The organism is Acinetobacter sp. Res13-Abat-PEC15-P4-01 (assembly GCF_015676285.1).
In the GTDB taxonomy this organism is placed as follows: Bacteria; Pseudomonadota; Gammaproteobacteria; order Pseudomonadales; family Moraxellaceae; genus Acinetobacter; species Acinetobacter nematophilus.
In genome coordinates this window covers 151,241-167,071 of the sequence record NZ_JADAIN010000037.1, presented here as the reverse complement: position 1 = coordinate 167,071, position 15,831 = coordinate 151,241, and the positions used below count along the sequence as shown (strand labels likewise).

The 15,831-nt window shown below is 39.7% G+C and carries 13 protein-coding genes; 9 read left to right on the top strand and 4 right to left on the bottom strand.

Translation table 11 applies throughout. From position 1 onward, the window contains the following. Positions 1-252 precede the first annotated feature (252 nt). From IMO47_RS13560 to IMO47_RS13550, 3 genes are read left to right on the top strand one after another with little or no spacing between them, the layout of a single operon-like run. Positions 253-1,206 carry a metal-dependent hydrolase gene (locus IMO47_RS13560; RefSeq protein WP_196075654.1) on the top strand — a complete coding sequence of 318 codons (954 nt, stop codon included), beginning with the start codon at positions 253-255 and terminating at the stop codon, positions 1,204-1,206. Between the two features lie 28 nt (positions 1,207-1,234). Then, entirely contained in the window at positions 1,235-2,080 is an 846-nt protein-coding gene (locus IMO47_RS13555) for an SDR family NAD(P)-dependent oxidoreductase (RefSeq protein WP_196075655.1), read from the top strand. 17 nt (positions 2,081-2,097) lie between these two features. Continuing rightward, a complete protein-coding gene (locus tag IMO47_RS13550) occupies positions 2,098-3,882 on the top strand; it encodes an NAD(P)/FAD-dependent oxidoreductase (RefSeq protein ID WP_196075656.1) in 1,785 nt (594 codons plus the stop codon). Positions 3,883-3,928: 46 nt separating this feature from the next. On the opposite strand, the gene IMO47_RS13545 is transcribed toward IMO47_RS13550, so the two are convergent. Then, a complete protein-coding gene (locus IMO47_RS13545; RefSeq protein WP_196075684.1) occupies positions 3,929-4,528 on the bottom strand; it encodes a DUF2306 domain-containing protein in 600 nt (199 codons plus the stop codon). Positions 4,529-4,785: 257 nt separating this feature from the next. On the opposite strand from IMO47_RS13545, the gene IMO47_RS13540 reads away from it, so the two are divergent. Next, positions 4,786-5,454, top strand: a complete 669-nt coding sequence (locus tag IMO47_RS13540) for a YARHG domain-containing protein (RefSeq protein WP_196075657.1) — start codon at positions 4,786-4,788, stop codon at positions 5,452-5,454. A gap of 36 nt (positions 5,455-5,490) precedes the next feature. Continuing rightward, entirely contained in the window at positions 5,491-6,141 is a 651-nt protein-coding gene (locus IMO47_RS13535; protein WP_196075658.1) for a hypothetical protein, read from the top strand. 166 nt (positions 6,142-6,307) lie between these two features. Here IMO47_RS13535 and IMO47_RS13530 read toward each other — a convergent pair whose 3' ends face one another. The 3 genes from IMO47_RS13530 to gltA all read right to left on the bottom strand — a co-directional run bounded on the left by IMO47_RS13530 (position 6,308) and on the right by gltA (position 11,204). Continuing rightward, positions 6,308-8,110 carry an aminopeptidase P family protein gene (locus tag IMO47_RS13530; RefSeq protein ID WP_196075659.1) on the bottom strand — a complete coding sequence of 601 codons (1,803 nt, stop codon included), beginning with the start codon at positions 8,108-8,110 and terminating at the stop codon, positions 6,308-6,310. Then, on the bottom strand, positions 8,107-9,666 hold the full coding sequence (locus tag IMO47_RS13525; protein ID WP_196075660.1) for a peptide MFS transporter: 1,560 nt from the start codon (positions 9,664-9,666) through the stop codon (positions 8,107-8,109). Before IMO47_RS13525 ends, IMO47_RS13530 begins: the two co-directional genes overlap by 4 nt. 263 nt (positions 9,667-9,929) lie before the next feature. Further along, on the bottom strand, positions 9,930-11,204 hold the full coding sequence (gene gltA, locus IMO47_RS13520; RefSeq protein WP_004829431.1) for a citrate synthase: 1,275 nt from the start codon (positions 11,202-11,204) through the stop codon (positions 9,930-9,932). 1,079 nt (positions 11,205-12,283) lie between these two features. Between gltA and sdhC the strand changes: the two genes are divergently transcribed. From sdhC to IMO47_RS13500, 4 genes are read left to right on the top strand one after another with little or no spacing between them, the layout of a single operon-like run. Further along, positions 12,284-12,673 (top strand): succinate dehydrogenase, cytochrome b556 subunit, encoded by a 390-nt coding sequence (gene sdhC, locus IMO47_RS13515; RefSeq protein ID WP_198426924.1) that lies wholly within the window; start codon positions 12,284-12,286, stop codon positions 12,671-12,673. Beyond that, a complete protein-coding gene (gene sdhD / locus IMO47_RS13510) occupies positions 12,673-13,038 on the top strand; it encodes a succinate dehydrogenase, hydrophobic membrane anchor protein (protein ID WP_004717289.1) in 366 nt (121 codons plus the stop codon). Before sdhC ends, sdhD begins: the two co-directional genes overlap by 1 nt. Positions 13,039-13,050: 12 nt before the next feature. Then, positions 13,051-14,949 carry an FAD-dependent oxidoreductase gene (locus IMO47_RS13505; protein ID WP_196075662.1) on the top strand — a complete coding sequence of 633 codons (1,899 nt, stop codon included), beginning with the start codon at positions 13,051-13,053 and terminating at the stop codon, positions 14,947-14,949. A 14-nt stretch (positions 14,950-14,963) separates the two neighbouring features. Beyond that, positions 14,964-15,674 carry a succinate dehydrogenase iron-sulfur subunit gene (locus IMO47_RS13500; protein WP_004829428.1) on the top strand — a complete coding sequence of 237 codons (711 nt, stop codon included), beginning with the start codon at positions 14,964-14,966 and terminating at the stop codon, positions 15,672-15,674. Positions 15,675-15,831 lie beyond the last annotated feature (157 nt).

Here is a 15,831-nt window from a genome sequence, read left to right as displayed (position 1 = left end):
AGAAATTACAGAGATTGTCTTCATGGGACATTTTCTATCTGGAAGAACAAGGCTAAGGACTGATTGTTAGACAATCCGTTGTGGTTGTCATAATTTGCTAATCGAATGTCTGCATATGCCAATGGTAATTGACAAAGCATATCGTAATTTTTAGCAATCAAATTAGAGTTTTTACTCAAAAGGCAAGCTGTGTCATGTTTTAAATAGAACTGTACATGGATGACCAGATTAAATGAATAAAGAGTATTTGCTATGTTCATGAAACCGTTAAAAAATGCTGTCGCTAAAGTGTTTGCATCAGCACCATTTAGTTTGGAAAATCAAACGCCGATTATCCCTATTCGACATATGAAATTTGATTTTGATCCAGCAAAAATAGACCACAAATTTTATATGGATGCCGAGTTAGCAAGTGCCTACTTTGCTTCACTGTCAATTTTTTTGACACGCGGCGAAGACTTGGTGATTGATACAGCACGATATCATCGTGATTTCATCTCCGATCCTTTACTGAAGCAACGTGTAACATCATTGATTGGTCAAGAAGCCATTCATTCCAAAATGCATGAAGAGTTAAATGAAGCTTATCTAATTCGTGATTTGCCTGTAAAACTTTTCCGTACTTGGGCCGGGTGGGCGTTTGAATATGGATTTGAGCGTCTTCCACAGCCAATGAAACTTTCATTAATGGCAGGGATTGAGCATTTCACCGCTGTTTTGGCGGAATACATGATGAATCATGAAGAAATTTTCTTCCGTTCTCAAGATGAAAAACAGCGTGCAATCTGGATGTGGCATATGCTTGAAGAATCCGAGCATAAAGACATTGCCTTTGATGTTTTTCAAGAATTATCAAATAACTATCTATTACGTATTGCAGGATTTTTCCCTGCATTGATCACGATTCTTGTTTTGATTTCAGCTGCTTCATTTTTGGTTCCTTTCTATCGAAATCCAAAGAATTTAATCAGCTTACGTTACTGGAGAGAGATTCCTTATAATTTCGGTCTGATTTTTGGTTTAAAAGATGGTGTTTATGGCAGCAGCTTTAAGCATATTTTTGATTATCTACGTCCAGATTTTCATCCCAATGATCATGATACCTCGGAATTTTTGGAATATTACAAAGAAAAGTTGCTGAACCCAGAGACGGGTATTCTTACGCCTTATTTGACCAAAGAATTTTATCCGACATTGCGTTCGTAAAATAAAAAAACATATGGATTGAAGAGATATGGGATTTTTTTCTAAAAAAGTAAAACCTAGTCAAAACGCTTACGCAGTGGTGACTGGTGCAGGTAGTGGAATCGGACGTAGTTTTGCCATGGAACTTGCCAAGCGTGGTGGAACGATTGTTTGTGCCGATATTAATTTAGATGCTGCTCAAGAAACGGTAAATTTGATCGAATCGCAAACCACAGGAAAAGCTTTTGCTGTGCAATGTGATGTCGGATTGAAAGAGCAAGTCAAAGCGCTTGCTGAACATGCTGAACAATTAATGAATCATCCTGTGAGTCTGGTCATTAATAATGCGGGTGTGGGTTTAGGCGGTAAGTTTGATGAGGTTTCTTTAGAGGATTGGCAATGGTGTATGCATGTCAATCTTTGGGGGGTAATTCACGGCTGTCATTACTTTGTTCCCAAGTTTAAACAACAGGGTCGAGGCGCAATTATTAATGTGGCTTCAGCTGCTGGTTATACCGCAGCACCGGAAATGACGGCTTATAACGTGACCAAATCCAGCGTGTTGGCTTTGTCGGAAACTTTATCCGCAGAACTCCGCAAAGACAACATACGTGTCAATGTGTTATGCCCAACACTGGTCCCGACCAATATCATGAAAAATGGTCGTTTACCGGGGCATTATGCAGGGCTTGCAGATGATCTGCTAATGAATCATGCATTTACCACCAGTGATCAAGTTGCCATCAAGACCTTAAATAATTTGGATGCAAATAAGCTGTATACCATTCCTCAACCTGATGCAAAGCTGTTCTGGATCATGAAACGTGCTTCACCAGCATTGTATGCCAAGGTATTGGGCATTGGTTATCCACTATTTAATAAATATGTAAAATAAGATTTGAGTAGACGAATATGACAACAGAAACGACTCTAGATACGCTTCCAGAAGATAAAAGCGTTAAAAAGACCACAACGCAAACAACGCTTGAAGAGATGAAACATGTGACTCAACCGACTAAGGCACAATCACAAAGCTCACAAGATAAACAGGATGAATTAAAACCTGCGGCGAAGCCTGCTCAACGCTCCTCTACAGTTAATAAAAACGAGATTCAAACACCAGCTAAAGTTGCGATTAAGTCTGCTCAACAAAAAGTTGCAACTCAAACAAGCGTAAAATCAGCAAAGTCTGAGCAGACTGATGAGAAAAAAGTAACCGGTGCCCAGAAAAAACAGCCCGTACATATCTACGATACTATTGTTGTCGGGGCAGGTATTTCTGGGATTGCTGCGGCTTATCAAATGAATCAAGTGGGCTATCATGACTACGTTGTACTGGAAAAAGCCAGCCGTGTGGGCGGGACTTGGCGTGATAACAATTATCCAGGTTGCGGTTGTGATGTGCCCTCTGCACTTTATTCTTTTTCATTTTCTCCTAGCCATAAATGGAGCCATCTGTTTGCCAAACAGCCAGAAATATTAAGCTATCTAGAAGAGGTAGTGGAAAAATACGACCTTGGTGAGAAAATTGAATTTAATAATGAATTGATCAGTGCTAAATGGGATGAAGTACAACATATTTGGCATTTAGAAACATCTAAAGCTCAATACCAAGCCAAGACGGTGATTTTTACTACAGGTCCAATTACTGAACCTTCAATGCCTAAATTAAAAGGTATTGAAACATTCAAGGGCGAAATGTTTCACTCTGCACGTTGGAACCATGAGTGCGACTTAACGGGTAAGCGTGTGGCTGTCATCGGTACGGGCGCTTCAGCGATTCAATTTATTCCACAAGTTCAACCTCTAGCAAAACAATTGATTGTGTTTCAGCGCACAGCACCATGGGTGCTTCCTAAGGCTGATATGGAGTTAAATGAAACGGCGAAAGGAATTATTTCTAGGTTTCCGGTCATTCAACAGACCTGGCGTAATAGTATTGCGCAGATTTTAAACGGGATTAACTTTGGTTTACGCAATCCGAAAGTACTGAAACCTGTGAATTTTTTAAGTAAACAATTACTTAGATTACAGATTAAAGATGAAAAACTGCGTAAAGACGTCACTCCTAATTTTACCATTGGCTGTAAGCGTTTATTGTTTGCGAACAATTATTATCCTGCTTTGCAGCAAGACAATGTGACGCTTATTCCTCATGGTTTGGTGGAAATAGACGGCAATACGGTGATCGCAGCCAATGGTGAGCGTCATGAAGTTGATGTGATCATTTGGGGAACAGGTTTTGAAGTTTCTCATCCACCGATTGGTAAGCGTGTTTATGATGCTAATGGTCAGGTTCTTGCAGAACGATGGAAAAACAGTTCTCCAGAAGCGTATTTGGGAGCAAGCATAGAACATGTTCCAAATGCATTCTTGGTCTTGGGACCCAATATTCTGGTCTATGATTCATTTATTGGAATTGCAGAAGCGCAAGTCGGCTATATTGTCGATGGTTTACTCAAAATGCGTGATCAGAAGTTCACCCGTTTTGAAATTAAAGGTGATGTAATCACACAACATAATAGACGTTTACAAAAGCATTTAAAAACAACGGTATTTAATGCTGGCGGCTGTAAGTCCTATTATTTGGATGAAAATGGACGAAACTTTGCGGCATGGCCTTGGTCATTGCAAGAGCTTCGTAATCAGTTAAAGCAACTTGACTTAAATCATTACACGGTGACTCGAAAAGAATAAAATATTTGTTAAACTGTGTATGGTTATGCGAAAGCCCTAAATTTATTTAGGGCTTTTTTTGTTGGCGTGTAGATTTTACATGCAACCAAATGACTATGATTTCTGCAATAATTAAGTTGATTACCCAAGCTAACCAAGATTCTAGTTGATAGATATGTATAGGTGTCAGCCAATCAAAATAGGGCTGTAAGGTGTACAGCCCCATTTTCCATGTTCTTAAACTCAGTGCAGAAAGGCTGAGTGCGAAGCTGCGAATCATCCAGTCACGATGTAGCATCCAGCGTTTTTTTAATAAAAAATATAAAGCCGATAATGTGGTGATTGCCCACAGTAAGCTTAATAAAACAAAGCTGATTTGTGTAGAAAGACCTCCGGCTGCTGAAAAAGCCAAAATCAAGCCACTCGGTAAGGAGAACCCTAAAATGGTAATCAAATAGAGCCAACCGCTAACCCGATGAATTTTAGGATAACGTGTGCGAAAAATGCGAAAGAACTGTGTAAATCCAGCAATCAGTACCAAGCTGCTACTGACCACATGGATTTTAAAAGCCGATTGCCAAGGTTGAGTATTAACGACATCCTGCTTAAGCAACAAAAAATGCTGGTCTGTGCGCCATGGAAAATACTGTATACATATTGCCACCATGAGGTAGCATAAATAGGCATAAATCAGCAGTGAAATTGCAGCTAGACTCATATAGATAAAGCTTTTTTTTGCTTTGGTCATTATTTCTTGTAATACAATGGGATTGAGAAATTATAATCAAAGATTGATTCAAGCACAGTGATTATATTTGGAGAGAATTTGATTATTTTTACATGGTAGTCCACCACAAAGCGTATAATTTGATTTAAAATTACCATGAAAATGAATCAAATACTGTCATAACAATAGGAATAACAATGAATAAGCGATTAATAACATGCATAGGGTTAGCTGCAATTTTCACTCAAAGTAGCTATGCGCTGGATATCCAACAATTACCAAAATCTTGGTCAGGAAAATACGATGAGCAAAAAATTGGTGTATTTATCCAATCCATAGATCGTAATCAGGTCAAAGGATATAGTGTTCTGGGTAAAAATAAACAAAGCTTCTCCGGTAAGGTGCAGACCACAGCGCAAGGCTATAAAATTACTGCAACAGAAAGTGGTCCGCCATCAAGCAGTGGTGTATTTAATTTTGTTGTAAACCATAATCAACCCAATGTACTGGAGTCGAGTTGGGAATCTTCAACGGCAAAAGTTAAGCCCAAATATTTTGATTTGAAACCACAGCAATGTCGCTATCAAAAAGATGTGGGCGATTATCCTGTTGCTTCTCAGCGTTTATTGAAAGATCAAGATATACAAATTCCTGCTGAAGAGTTGGATTGGATGCGTAATGAAATTTATGCACGACATGGCTATTCATTTGCTAATCGAGAAATTGCCAATCAATTTGCCGATCAAAACTGGTATATGCCATGTAGCACCAATGTAGAAAACCAGTTGACTCAGATAGAAAAAACCAATATCCAACGCATTAAAAAAATACGTCCCTACATGGCTAAAATGGAATGGGGGCGTTAAGCACCCAATGGACCATAAAATCTGAGAATTTATCTTATGCATCATTTTTCTTCAGTTCGATGGAGTAGTGCGGTTTTTGTTCTATGTTCATCTGCCATGAGTTTTGCAGCAGCACCTACAGATCAAGCAGTGATCAACAGTATTACGAATTTGAACGATTCACAAGCGACACCAGCCAAAGCGATAATGATTGATCAGATGAAAGAGATTCATTTGTTGTCGGGAGAGCTGGCTTATCTGTCTGGTGTAACATTTGAAAATGCCGGGCGAAATTTTTGGGGCGGCTACATATTGACTCGCCCGAAGCTGAAACAATCACGAATACTTGAGTTCGGTGGTCAAGCCAATGATTTCACGGTACATACTGTGCAGTATCGGGCAAAACCAATCGATTTGGTTAAAATAGAATCCGCAGGTTCGGGGCAGGGGGAGGTTTCCCAAACGACCGATTTGGTCTATTTTGACGGGTGGAAAGCGAAAATTATTGCAACTGTTGAATCCTCTAGTGATCCTGGACGATTTAGTGAGCAGCTAGGTGAGGAAGATTGTAAAACAGGTCAAGAAATTGTCTCGAGTTTAAAGATTTTATCTGCGAGCAATGAAATTATTAAAACCATTCAATCATCGAATGCGTGTAAAAATGCAAAAGTTACAACCAAAACGGAAAAAATTAAAATCGTGTTATGAGCCATTTATTGCAAATAAAGCTTATGTCAAAAAGTATACTTTCTTGTATTAATTATTTTTAATCAATGATATACCACTTTTAAAAAGCCAAAATGGGAAAAAGATTCCTGTTTTTTTCAAAGCGCTTAAAATCAAAGATTTTGAGCGCTTTGTTTGATATAAAATGTTAAATTGCTTGGGTATGCTCATTCAACCAGTTTAAAACATCACCTTGTAAGTGAGGGGCTAATCGCTCTCGAACAGTTTGATGGTATTGATTGAGCCATGCTTTTTCATCATCATTTAACAGCTCTACAATAATACAGCTCAGGTTAATCGGGCACAGTGTCAGTGTTTCGAATTCCAGAAACTGACCATAAGTCGTATCTTCAAAATGCTTAATTTTATTGACGACAAGATTTTCAATTCGGATGCCATACTTTCCTTGATGGTATAAGCCTGGTTCATTAGAGCTAATCATACCTTCATGCATCTTGGTAAAAGATGTCGCTGGCGCATAATAAGAGATGACTTGAGGTCCCTCATGTACATTCAATGCATAGCCTACACCGTGACCTGTACCATGACGATAATCCAAACCATATTTCCACAGGGTTTGACGTGTGATCGAATCTAGAAGGGGTGATGCGATGCCTTCTGGGAAAACAGTTTGAGCAAGTGCAATATGACATTTTAATACAAGGGTATAATCGCGCTTTTGTTCAATACTTGTGTTGCCGATAGGAACAACTCGGGTGATATCTGTCGTACCATCTGCGTATTGCGCACCTGAGTCGATGAGCAATAAACCATTACCTGCAATATCACTAAAACTTTCTTCTGTTGCTCGATAATGGGGTAGCGCACCATTGGCATTAAAACCTGCAATCGTGGAAAAACTTAGTCCTAGAAAGCCTTGTTGCTGTGCACGGAATCCAGTGATCATTGTGTCGATCGTCAACTCATTGATGGATTCGCCATTTGTTGCGGCTGTATCGAGCCAATGAAAAAAATGGCACAACGCAACCCCATCTTTGATCATGGCGTGACGTATATGCTGAATTTCCGAGGGGTGTTTTTGGGATTTAAATAAAGTGCTGGGATTGATATCTTGAATGAGTTGATTATGCTGCTCGATCGCCTGTGCATGGGAAATAGAGACTTTATTTGAATCAATGAGGATTATTTGCTGTTGCAGATTGCTTAAATACTCAATTGTTTGGGCATAGGGCAAGAGTTCAATTTGTTCACTTTTTAACTGGTTTTTAAGCTCATCCGAGAGTTTGTGAGCATCCACAAAAATAGTGGTACGCTCAGCACTGATATATAAATGTGCTAAAAATACTGGATTATATTCCACATCACTGCCTCTGCAATTTAATATCCAAGCAATATCATCGAGTGCAGAAATAAAATGCCCCGTTGCTTTTTTCTGAATCAGTTTGTGACGGATCGCAGCTATTTTTTCTAAGCGTGTTTGCGCATTTAAATCATCTGCCATTTGCCAAATGGGTTGTAGGGGCAGTGCTGGGCGTTCAGTCCAAATTTCATCAATTAAATCCAAGTCTGTTTGAATGAAGAAACTGTGTTTTATTGCAAGTTCTGATAAAGCGCTGTATTGCTGAGTGGAAATGGTATTTCCATTGACTGAAATTTTTGCATCTTTGGGTAAATGTTGTGAAAGCCAAGACAGATGTGTTGAAGCCGGATCGGGTGTCTGCTTTTGTAAAACGTAACCTGTATTTTCCAGTTGCTGTTCCGCTTGTACCCAATATCGACCATCTACCCATAAACCTGCAAAGTTTTGAGTGACTACAATTGTGCCGACTGAACCTGTAAAGCCTGTCAGCCATTCACGTATTTTCCAGTAATCAGGTAGATACTCTGACATATGTGGATCAGCACTCATGGCGATAAAAGCGTCCTGCTGATATTTCTTCATGATTGTACGAAGGTTTTCTAGTTTGTTGGCAGGTGACGAAGCGTTCATACTTTTTCCAATTGCATATCAATAGATTTTTGAGAGGAGGGCGTTTGATTGAGTAATTTACGAATTGGTTTCTTCATTAACCATAGAACGAGTGCACCAAGAAGTAAAGCGATGACACATCGCATAAACAGGAGGGGTAATTGGTCAACTTCATGGATAGAAACATGACCACCGATTAAACCTGCCATCAGGTTTCCTAAAGCAGAAGCTGTAAACCAAAGCCCCATTACTTGTCCGCGAATGATGGTTGGAGCAAGCTTAGTCATCGTTGAAAGCCCAACAGGGCTTAAGCATAATTCACCGAGTGTTAAAAGCAGCAGACTGGATGTAATCCACAATGCAGAAACAGTTCCGCCATTTTGGGTGATCAAGTAACTGGCAATGCTCATCACGAGGAAACCACCCGCAGCGAGAAGTAAGGCAATAATCAATTTGGTGATATAGTTAGGATCACGATTTTGTTTGCCCAATTTAACCCAAAGCCATGCGAGAAATGGTGCAAAAATGATAATGAATAGCGGATTAATCGACTGAAACCAAACGGCGGGTATTTCAAAGCCAAAGAATTGGCGGTTTGTAAAGTCTTGGGCGAAAAGATTGAAAGATGTTGGTTTTTGTTCAAATGCAGACCAGAAAAGTGCAGCGGTGATCAGTAAAATAAAACAGATGATCATTTGTTTTTTCTCAGTACTATTCAAACCGGCAAAGAGCAATAGATAGCTGAAATATAAGGCTATACAAATACAAATCGTGATATATGTGGCGATCTGAATTGGATCAATGTTAATTATACCAAGAGAAACTAGACTGATAATCAACCCAACAACTGCAATAAAACCTATGATTATTTGGGGGGCTTTAGGATGGTAATGAACAGGACGAGCCCAGTTATTTTCACTGCATTGCCCATGATTAAATTGTTTTAACTGAGGCACAGTGATTAACTTAAAAATCAGCAAGGCGATTAACATTCCGACGCCACCGATTCCAAATCCCCAGTGCCAACCATGTTCTTTCACCAATAAACCCGTCAAGAGTGGGGCAATCAATGAACCTAGATTAATTCCCATATAAAAAATGGAAAATCCTGCATCACGCCGTGAATCTTGAGCCTGATATAATGTGCCAACAATGACGGAAATACAGGTTTTAAATAGACCAGAACCGATCACAATCAACACTAAACCAAAATAAAAAAAGAAATGTCCAAATAAGGCTGCCAATGCAATGGATAAATGTCCGAGTGCGATGATCAGTGAACCGTACCACACTGCGCGCTCCTGACCGAGATAATTATCAGCAACCCATCCACCCAATACGGTCATCAAATACATACTGCCTGCAAATAAGCCCACAATTGCTGATGCTGTTGGGCGATCTAAGCCGAGTCCGCCATCAGCTACTAAAGCCGCCATATAGAGGATTAGTAAAGGGCGAATCCCATAATAGGAAAAACGTTCCCAAAGCTCGGTAAAAAATAAACCTTTTAAGGGTTTGGGGTGACCAAAAAATGCTTGATCTTGGTCGTTTACTTGTTTGGATAAATGTTGGGACATCTTCAATTCCTTTGAAAATGTATGATAAAAATTTTTTAAACAATATATAAAATAAAGTTATCTTTTTGGAATTTTATAAAGTAGTGATTTGTAAGTTTATGGGAAAACCATAAGCCTAAGTTCTCTAGGCTCATTATTGATATTGTTATGACCTGATTCTAAATGAATTTTTAAATAAATAGATCCTATACCGATTGATATGAATAGCCAATAAAAAACCACCCCAAAGGGTGGTCTCTTGTTCGATCTGAACGCGTAACGAATTAACGTTTGATATCGCGTTGAGTTTCGCCAGTATAAAGCTGACGAGGACGACCGATCTTGTACGGACCGCTGTGCATTTCTAACCAGTGGCTGATCCAACCAACAGTACGTGCAAGCGCAAAGATCACAGTAAACATTTCTGTTGGGATACCAATCGCTTTAAGGATGATACCTGAGTAGAAGTCTACGTTCGGATAAAGTTTACGTTCGATGAAGTACGGGTCGCTGAGCGCAATACGTTCAAGTTCCATTGCAAGCGCAAGTTGTGGATCATTGATACCAAGTGCACTTAACACTTCGTCACAAGTCTCTTTCATCACTTTCGCACGTGGATCGAAGTTTTTATAAACTCGGTGACCGAAGCCCATAAGTTTAACTTCTTTGGTTTTAACTTTTTCCATGAACGGCGCAACATTTTCTACAGTGCCGATTTCATCAAGCATCTTAAGAACAGCTTCGTTCGCACCACCGTGAGCAGGTCCCCAAAGAGCAGCAATACCTGCAGCAATACAAGCGTATGGGTTTGCACCAGTAGAACCGGCTAAACGTACTGTAGACGTAGACGCATTTTGTTCATGGTCAGCATGAAGCGTAAAGATACGGTCCATTGCTTTCGCAAGAATAGGGTTAACTTTATAGTCACGATCTGCTGGAGTAGCAAACATCATGTACAAGAAGTTTTCAGCATAGCTTAAATCGTTACGTGGATATACGAACGGTTGACCGATTGTATATTTGTACGTCCAAGCAGCTAAAGTAGGAATTTTAGCAACTAAACGAACTGCAGTGATTTCACGGTGATCTACGTTTTCAACGTCAAAACCATTGTGATAGAACGCAGATAACGCACCCACTACACCACACATCACAGCCATTGGATGAGCATCACGACGGAAACCATTGAAGAAACGGCTTACTTGATCATGAACCATAGTGTGGTTGCGGACTTTGTTTTCGAAGTCTGATTTTTGTTCAGCAGTTGGAAGTTCACCGCTTAACAATAAATAGCAAGTTTCTAAGTAAGAAGCTTGAGTCGCAAGTTGAGCAATAGGATAGCCACGGTGTAAAAGAACGCCTTTATCACCATCAATGAAAGTGATTTTAGACTCGCAAGAAGCTGTCGCCATAAAACCAGGATCAAAAGTAAAGTGACCTGAAGCCAACACATCCTTAACGTCGATTACATCTGGGCCCAATGTGCCGCTGTAAATTGGTAATTCAATTTTTTTGCCATCAAGCTCTAGAACGGCTTTCTTGCCAGTTGCTGCAGACATTCAATAGATCTCCTGTCCTGGTGGATATTTTATCTAACTTGCTTAGTCATCTTGTAATGCACAAGTCAGACGGATCAAAAATTGCTATTTAGCTTAGTGAGTACTGAAATTTTGTCAATTATACTTATGGATGAAAAAGTCATGTTTTCATCTACAGTTAGTCCAACTTCAACCAGTCGGATTCAACATCAAATTTCAGAGTCGGTCAGTATAATAAGGTAAATTCAGAGTCAGGTGCAGAAAAATAATTAGGATTGCTAGACAGGAAATGGCATTTTTGACCAATATTTTGATGCTTTTGTAAGTTGAATTCCTCAGATTTCATGTTTTAAAAACATCTAAATTTCATGACTTACATAGCTTTTAATGTAATGGCAGTATGAAAAACATCCAAATAAATTGATGAAATATTTATTTTCATTTTAGTGCTTAATTGATTAAAAAATAGTTTTTACAATCTTATTTTGGGTATAAAAAACATCCAAAACAACTGTTAAATCAAGTTTTGTCTGCTGTTAAAACAAGCAAATATGCAGCATATTGATCAATCAAAATTGGATTATTCACAAACTAAGTCGTTCTTTCTTATTGTAAAGCTTCAGGTCAAATCACAGAATAAAATGATCTACATCAAAAATCAAAATAGAGCCATATTTAGAATCGACATAATAGGTATCTAAATCACTATAAATAGATGATTCGAGGTTACGATGTTGGGGGGAGAAAAGGAGAGGACGCTTTTGTCCGTATTGTTGTGCTTTAGTCTAAAATTATCAAAATAATATAAGTCGTGATTATCTCTAGAAGTATATTGTTTAAAAATGATAAAAAATAAAGAGATAGCGAAAAATGCATCAATAAAATCATGATCTTTGTGATACAAATGGATGTAAATGATTCTTATTTGAGTGTTTTTTAAAGAAAAAGCTATTTTCCACGGTTTGTAATTTGACAGTTCACGTTTTATAATTCAGTGTCGTTTAAAGTTCAGGCAATTTTATTTGTTTGACAATGCTAGCTTTCCTTCGAATTAATTCCAACAAACTCCGGATGGAGTTTTTACTTACAGGATGCCCGCTGTGAAAAGCAACAGACCTGTCAATTTGTCCATGGGTCAAGTTTTAGATGTAAACTTAAAATCCCCTGTGGCTATTGCATCAATTCTACACCGTCTTTCAGGTGTCATCGTATTTTTACTCGTACCGGTACTTTTGTGGCTTTTAGACAAGTCTCTGTCTTCGCCTGAAGGTTTTGCTCAAGTTCAGGCAATCTTTGGTGGCTTCGTTGTACGCTTTGTCGTATGGGTATTTGTCGCTGGTTTATTATTCCATTTCATTATGGGTATTAAGCATCTACTTGCTGACCTAGGTTTTGCTGAAGAGTTGCAAAGTGGTCGCGTAGCAGCAACTATTGCATTAATCTTGGCTGTGATAGCAATTATCGCATCATTCGTATGGATTGTTCTCTAATGAAAAGTGCTACAGGTTTAACGGGGTCAGGTTCTCGTGATTGGTATATCCAACGCGTAAGTGCTGTTGTTCTAGCTGTTTATACTGTTGTGGTATTAGGTTGGATTCTGTGCAATGGCGGATTTAACTATGAGCAATGGTTCGGCTTTATGATGACACTTCCGATGAAGATTTTATCTTTGTTGGCAGTCTTATCTCTTGTTGCGCATGCTTGGATTGGCATGTGGCAAGTATTCACTGACTATGTGACTACTCGTCAAATGGGGCCTTCAGCTTCAGGTTTACGCATCGTGTTAACTTCAGCAGTAATTATTGCTGTAATTGCATATGCGATCTGGGCAATCCAGATTTTTTGGGCGAATTGATAGGAAGATGTCATGGGCGCTTTAACCCCTAAAGAAGATTATTCAAATATTCCAAGCCAGTTCTTCGATGCAGTCATCGTTGGCGGTGGTGGTTCAGGTATGCGTGCTTCATATCAACTTGCTCAAGCAGGTTTGAAGGTTGCAGTGCTAACTAAAGTATTCCCAACACGTTCTCATACTGTTGCGGCACAAGGTGGTATCGGTGCATCACTTGGTAATATGCAAGATGATAACTGGCATTATCACTTTTATGACACGGTAAAAGGTTCTGACTGGTTAGGTGACCAAGATGCAATCGAGTTCATGTGTCGTGAGGCACCTAAAGTTGTTTACGAGCTTGAACACTTGGGTATGCCATTTGACCGTAACGCAGATGGTACAATTTACCAACGTCCGTTTGGTGGTCACTCTGCGAACTACGGTGAAAAACCGGTACCTCGTGCCTGTGCTGCTGCTGACCGTACAGGTCATGCACTACTTCATACGCTTTATCAAAGCAATGTGAAAATGGGTACTCAATTCTTCGTTGAATGGATTGCATTGGATTTAATCCGTAACGAAGCAGGTGATGTACTCGGTGTAACTGCAATCGACCAAGAAACAGGCAAAATTGCAGTATTCCAAGCCAAAGCAACGTTGTTCGCTACAGGTGGTGCGGGTCGTGTTTACCGTGCATCTACCAATGCCTATATCAATACGGGTGATGGTCTTGGTATGGCTGCACGTGCGGGTATTCCATTGCAAGATATGGAGTTTTGGCAATTCCACCCAACGGGTGTTGCCGGTGCGGGTGTATTGTTGACTGAAGGTTGCCGTGGTGAAGGTGCAATCCTTCGTAACAAAGACGGCGAACCGTTCATGGAACGCTATGCGCCAACCTTGAAAGATTTGGCACCACGTGACTTCGTATCACGTTCCATGGACCAAGAAATCAAAGAAGGTCGTGGTTGTGGTCCTAAAGGTGATTATATTCTTCTTGATATGACGCACTTGGGTGCGGATACAATCATGAAGCGTTTACCTTCAGTGTTTGAAATTGGTAAGAAATTTGCCAACGTTGATATTACCAAAGAGCCAATTCCAGTAGTACCAACAATCCATTATCAAATGGGTGGTATTCCAACCAATATTCATGGTCAAGTGGTGATTCCTGAAGCAGCTAAAAATGAACCAGGCTTCTATGCTGGATTTGATAAAGCAGCCAATGAATATACAACCAATGGCACAATGAATTACACAGTACCTGTAAAAGGGTTCTATGCAATTGGTGAATGCTCATGTGTATCTGTACATGGTGCAAACCGTCTGGGTACCAATTCACTTCTTGATTTGGTTGTATTTGGTAAAGCTGCGGGTGAGCACATCATTGACTATGTGACAAAACACCATGGTGATGATTATCAACCACTTCCAAATGATGTGCTTGAAAACACTTTGAAACGTATTCGTCATTTAGATGATTCGACTTCTGGTGAAAATGCTCAAGAAGTTGCCGATGCGATTCGTGACATTGTTCAGGACCATGCCGGTGTATTCCGTACTCAAGCCTTGCTTGATGAGGGCGTGAAGCAGATCCTTGCGATTGAACCGCGTGTTCGTAACATCCATTTGAAAGACAAATCTAAAGTATTTAATACTGCACGTATCGAAGCCTTAGAAGTTGAAAACTTATATGAAGTCGCAAAAGCAACCTTGATTTCTGCTGCTGCGCGTAAAGAATGTCGTGGTGCACATACGGTCGTTGATTATGAATTACCAGCTGATGATGCGCACTATTCATACGGTCGTCGTGATGATGAGTGGATGAAACATACATTATGGTATTCAGCGGATAATCATCTTGAATACAAACCTGTACGTTACAGTCCATTGTCTGTAGACCCAATTGAACCTAAACCACGTACATTCTAATCGGGAGAGATAAGATGAGTAGAGGTACTCGTACGTTCGAAATCTACCGCTATGATCCTGATAAGGATAAAGCGCCGTATATGCAAACTTTTAAACTGGAACTGACAGATAAGCACCGTATGTTGCTTGACGCACTTCTGGCATTGAAAGTACAGGACGAATCATTAACATTCCGTCGTTCTTGCCGTGAAGGTATTTGCGGTTCTGACGGTGTGAATATCAATGGTAAAAATGGTCTTGCTTGCTTGTGGAACCTGAACGATTTACCTGAAAAAATCGTCATTCGTCCATTGCCTGGTTTGCCAGTGGTTAAAGATTTAGTTGTGGATATGAATCAGTTCTACGATCAGTATGACAAAATTCAGCCGTTCCTGATCAATAATCAACCTGCACCACCTAAAGAGCGTTTACAGTCTCCAGAAGAGCGTGAACACTTAAATGGTTTGTATGAATGTATTCTGTGTGCATGTTGTTCAACTTCATGTCCATCATTCTGGTGGAACCCTGATAAATTCTTGGGTCCTTCGGCATTGCTGAATGCATATCGTTTTATTATCGACTCTCGTGATACAGCAACTCAAGATCGTTTATCACGTCTTGATGACCCGTTCTCATTGTTCCGTTGCAAAGGGATCATGAACTGCGTATCTGTATGCCCTAAAGGTTTAAATCCAACAAAAGCAATCGGTCATATCCGTAGCATGTTGCTTGACCAAGCAGGTTAATACGACGTCAATAAAGAGCGTACATCTTTGGTGTGCGCTCTTTTTTTTATGCACATTCCTCAAGGTGAGGGAGTGTTGTTTTTTATTGTGGAGAACTTGGTTGAGAGCGTTGAAAAAAGCAGAATTGACCCGATATAAATGGAGGGATAATAATTGA

Excerpts from the sequence above, each read along its gene's own strand:
- IMO47_RS13560 (WP_196075654.1), top strand. The coding sequence starts at position 253 with ATGTTCATGAAACCGTTAAAAAATGCTGTCGCTAAAGTGTTTGCATCA.
- IMO47_RS13555 (WP_196075655.1), top strand. The coding sequence starts at position 1,235 with ATGGGATTTTTTTCTAAAAAAGTAAAACCTAGTCAAAACGCTTACGCA.
- IMO47_RS13550 (WP_196075656.1), top strand. The coding sequence starts at position 2,098 with ATGACAACAGAAACGACTCTAGATACGCTTCCAGAAGATAAAAGCGTT.
- IMO47_RS13545 (WP_196075684.1), bottom strand. The coding sequence starts at position 4,528 with ATGGTGGCAATATGTATACAGTATTTTCCATGGCGCACAGACCAGCAT.
- IMO47_RS13540 (WP_196075657.1), top strand. The coding sequence starts at position 4,786 with ATGAATAAGCGATTAATAACATGCATAGGGTTAGCTGCAATTTTCACT.
- IMO47_RS13535 (WP_196075658.1), top strand. The coding sequence starts at position 5,491 with ATGCATCATTTTTCTTCAGTTCGATGGAGTAGTGCGGTTTTTGTTCTA.
- IMO47_RS13530 (WP_196075659.1), bottom strand. The coding sequence starts at position 8,110 with ATGAACGCTTCGTCACCTGCCAACAAACTAGAAAACCTTCGTACAATC.
- IMO47_RS13525 (WP_196075660.1), bottom strand. The coding sequence starts at position 9,666 with ATGTCCCAACATTTATCCAAACAAGTAAACGACCAAGATCAAGCATTT.
- gltA (WP_004829431.1), bottom strand. The coding sequence starts at position 11,204 with ATGTCTGCAGCAACTGGCAAGAAAGCCGTTCTAGAGCTTGATGGCAAA.
- sdhD (WP_004717289.1), top strand. The coding sequence starts at position 12,673 with ATGAAAAGTGCTACAGGTTTAACGGGGTCAGGTTCTCGTGATTGGTAT.
- IMO47_RS13505 (WP_196075662.1), top strand. The coding sequence starts at position 13,051 with ATGGGCGCTTTAACCCCTAAAGAAGATTATTCAAATATTCCAAGCCAG.
- IMO47_RS13500 (WP_004829428.1), top strand. The coding sequence starts at position 14,964 with ATGAGTAGAGGTACTCGTACGTTCGAAATCTACCGCTATGATCCTGAT.